The sequence below is a fragment of the Psychrobacter sp. genome, from assembly GCF_030454045.1.
Lineage (GTDB): Bacteria > Pseudomonadota > Gammaproteobacteria > Pseudomonadales > Moraxellaceae > Psychrobacter.
On sequence record NZ_JAKDJE010000127.1, the window covers coordinates 1 to 3,928 of the forward strand.

Below are 3,928 nucleotides of genomic sequence, written 5' to 3' on the forward strand. Positions count from 1 at the left end.
CTTATTCTCCTGTTAGTGGATTATAAGCAGTTACACAGAGTTTGGGAAACTCCCGTACCAAGCACTGTCACTTTATCATTTGCAAGACGAAATTATAGCGGACTACTCTACGACTGCACTTTCAATGACAGCGTCGAGTACATATGCATACTTTTCATCATCATTATCATTTTCTGTTGTCTCATCTGACTCTATTAATTCGTTAGTCTCTAATCGGTAGCGCTGCAATCGTAATACTTCTTCGTGCATACCGTCATGCTGATATCCATCTATCTCCCCTGCAAACGCCCTCCACTTTCCTTCACGGACTTTGATACCTTGATCATTGTAGGTGACAGGCCTAACTTGGAGACATTGTTGTTCACCATTTGCTTCACAATTGACTTCTTTGGCATTCACAGCCCAAAATACCGTCTCACCTTTGCTATTGTATTTCGCTTGTGATGTGAGTCTGCCATTCCATACCAAAGTGACATTATCGTTGGTAAACTGAGTCAATACTGGGCTGTCACCTTGCTCCATTTTTAATTCACTGCTACCGAGCATTAATGTATTTAATGTGTTTTCTGCCATATCAAGATCGCTACAGGAGATTTTGGTGCTCATTCCCTCCTCGATACTCAATGTATGTCCTTGCAGCTGATAAGCAGCGCTTATTGTATTACAACCGACACTATAGATAAGTGTTTCTGGATTAAATACCAGAGTCCCCTGACCATCGATATCTGTAAGCTCACTTATAGGCTGCTCATTGGCATCCATTGCCCTAACCAAGGTCCAGCGATGACGAGACAAAGTATTCATCAGCTTTTCTTTGGGAGTGAATGTCGTCGAGCCAGATTCAGTAGTTGCTGAGTTGGTATCTGAGGCCCTATCCTCACTCGCTAGTGAATCTACTTTTTCACCAGTATTGGAGATACCTGATTCTTCATTATCATGAGCCGTGTTTTCTTTTTGACAAGCGCCTAGTATGAGGCTCACCGCCACTATACTTGGCAATAAAAACAGTTGCGTTACTGATATTCTGGCTCTACCTACCATATTGCATACCTCTTAGTAAGCGTATCTCAATTTTCTCGATTACTTATTTCTATATACTTGCTGGTCTTGCATCTTCTGAAGAAACATTTAATTAACTGTTCTGGAATATTGTTATTATAATCACGTTAAATTAACCACTATAGACCGAGCGTTATTAGCTTATGTAATAAAATGTTGATTTTTATTATGTTTGAAATTTTTTTATTATTTTGCTATCTAATGTCGTTAATTTCATGGACAAAAAAAGGATAGCTAATACATATTAGCTATCCCCGATATTATCTTCAATGAGCAAGCATCTAAAAACAATAGAACTTGCGATGTATCTCTTTATCTAATCATTGATTTCCGCAGGCTTAGCTTTAGCCATGTTTTTGATGCTGAAGCGCTCATTCATCATTTGATAAAAACAGGCTAAGTTTTTGCCTTGCTCATTCGGATCAACTTTGAGCACTTTACCAAAATCTAAGCCCAAATACAGCACGATATCAGCAAAGCTCAATTGCTCACCCACCAGATACTCACGACCTTCTAGAATTGTCTCAAAATACCCCATGGCTTTGACAGCACGGGCAATTGATGGCGCAACAAATTCTGGCACTTGTTCGACCCGCTGGGCTTTAGACGGATGACTGTGCTGAAACGCTAGCATCAAATTATACATCACCTCAAACTCAGCAATACGGCGCATCGAACACACCTGCGCGCGTTGTACCACGTCATTGCCCATAACAGAACGCTCACCATAGACGCGATCCAGATATTCGCAGACTGCTTGTGAGTCATTGAGCACTGTACCGTCGTCTAATGTTAAGACAGGCACTGTCTGCATCGGATTTATTTTGGTAAATTCATCTGACATCTGCTCATTTTTGGCAAAATCAATATCAATCACATCAATGTCATCCATATCATCAACATCAATCCCTTTTGATGCCAATAAGATAAGAGCTTTGCGCGGGTTGGGTGCTGTACGGGTAACGTATAACTTTTTCATGGTGAACTCCTTGTAGTAATGATTGAACAGCATCTGAGCGCTGATACGCTTCGTTATAATCGTGGCTGTGATAAATAAAAATCTATTGATATTTTATATCATAGTTATAGCTTACTCTGACCGTCATGGCAAAGACTTATTAATAATGAGACAAAGATAACAAAAGCCCCATAACGTTTAGTCACGGGGCTTTATGTCATCCTATTTATCTAGACCTTCCTGTTACTTATTGGGTGCAGGGGTGGTACGCAGATAGGGCTTGATCTCTTTGTGGCCTTTTGGATATTTAGCAGCAATATCTTCGTTTTTGACACTAGGTGGAATAATCACATCATCACCATCTTTCCAATCAACAGGCGTTGCGATGTTGTATTCATCTGATAGTTGCAGTGCATCAATAACGCGGATGATTTCATCAAAATTACGACCACAGCTGGCAGGGTATGTCAGCGTTAGACGCACCTTTTTGTTTGGATCAATGATAAAGACGCTGCGGACAGTGTGTGTGCTGTCTGCATTAGGATGCATCATGTCATATAGCTCAGCGACTTCTTTATTGGGATCTGCAATGATTGGAAAGTTCATCTCAGTCCCTTGGGTCTCACCGATATCACTTGCCCAAGATTTATGATCTTCTAAGCTATCGACAGAAATACAGATCGGCTTCACATTGCGCTTTTGGAACTCGCCGTTCAATGCGGCTGCACGACCAAGTTCAGTGGTGCATACGGGGGTAAAGTCTGCTGGATGCGAGAAAAAAACGACCCAGTGATCGCCTGCCCACTCGTGAAAATTGATATCACCTTCTGTGGTTGTAGCATCAAAATTGGGTGCGGTATCGCCTAAACGTAAATGTGCCATGCTTTATTCCTTAGCTATGTTGATGAACGCTTATATCGACACGTCGGCCGCGCGCTCTATTATTATCATCGACGTGCTCGCCATAAAAACGCAAAGCACATCCGTAAAAACTGACTTTATAGTAACAAACTGGTTATGAATGTCTTGTGACGGATTGTAATGCGGTTATTCCATTTAACCCTAAGTAGATATATCGATTATTTATTAAACCACCATCCCTGCATCCCATAAGCAAAACTCACCAAACTTGCCTTTTTTACTCACGCCACCAGCTGCACGTCCAGCATCAGTCAATACCAATTCACCATCTTGCGCTTCTAAGTAACCCGCTGCAAGCAACTTATCATTTAATTCTTGTGTCTTGAGCCCCAACTCTTTGGCAAGCTTGGCAGTGGTCAGTTTAGAATAATTAGGTATGGTGTCTGTTGTAGTCGCAGACGATGTCACTGGCGGCTGAGATGCGGTGCTTGCAGTTTTAGTATTGGATTCAGGCTGGCTTTGGGTTTCGCTTACTTTTTCAAGTGACATCCTAACTTCATCACTGATACGAATAATGCGCTGCGCTTCTTCATAAGTATCAGCATAAAGCTTAGCATCGTCATTGCGATAAATCAGCACACCCATCTCATTATTATTGACCTGGCTAAATTCATACAGGTTCAAACTGGTGATAATACATTCGTTTTCATTTAGGTAGCATTTTGCATGCAAGTTTTTACAAAAGCTGGTACGAATAAACGTTAGGTTTTTTAACCAATTTATTTCTTCTGGATGCAGGTCATTTTTACCATAGACAATGCGAATATCAATTTTTAGCCGATTACGATCTTCTAGCAGCTCTTTAATGCGTTCATTCAGCTTCAGATACGGGCTAATAATAACCAACCGATCAGACGCATTTTTAATCAATTCTTCTAAATGATAAGTCGTCCCACTGCTATTCAAAAATTTTGCCATGTTTACTTCCTCAGATATTAGACCTCTTGCAAAAGTAGTTGTAAGACACAACGTATATTATTGAACTCTACT

Annotated in this window: 4 protein-coding genes; all 4 read right to left on the minus strand. The window is 40.7% G+C overall.

What is annotated here, in order from left to right; translation table 11 throughout:
• Positions 1–102: 102 nt before the first annotated feature.
• The gene (locus tag L0G63_RS13530) at positions 103–1,041 is read right to left on the minus strand and encodes a DUF4377 domain-containing protein (protein ID WP_301451120.1); all 939 of its coding nucleotides are present in this window, start codon (positions 1,039–1,041) and stop codon (positions 103–105) included.
• 334 nt (positions 1,042–1,375) lie between these two features.
• Positions 1,376–2,038, minus strand: coding sequence for a glutathione S-transferase family protein (locus L0G63_RS13535; protein ID WP_301451121.1), 663 nt, complete (start codon positions 2,036–2,038; stop codon positions 1,376–1,378).
• A 222-nt stretch (positions 2,039–2,260) separates the two neighbouring features.
• Positions 2,261–2,899, minus strand: coding sequence for a peroxiredoxin (locus tag L0G63_RS13540; protein ID WP_301451122.1), 639 nt, complete (start codon positions 2,897–2,899; stop codon positions 2,261–2,263).
• Positions 2,900–3,103: 204 nt separating this feature from the next.
• Positions 3,104–3,856 (minus strand): phospholipase D family protein, encoded by a 753-nt coding sequence (locus tag L0G63_RS13545; RefSeq protein ID WP_301451123.1) that lies wholly within the window; start codon positions 3,854–3,856, stop codon positions 3,104–3,106.
• Between the last annotated feature and the right edge of the window lie 72 nt (positions 3,857–3,928).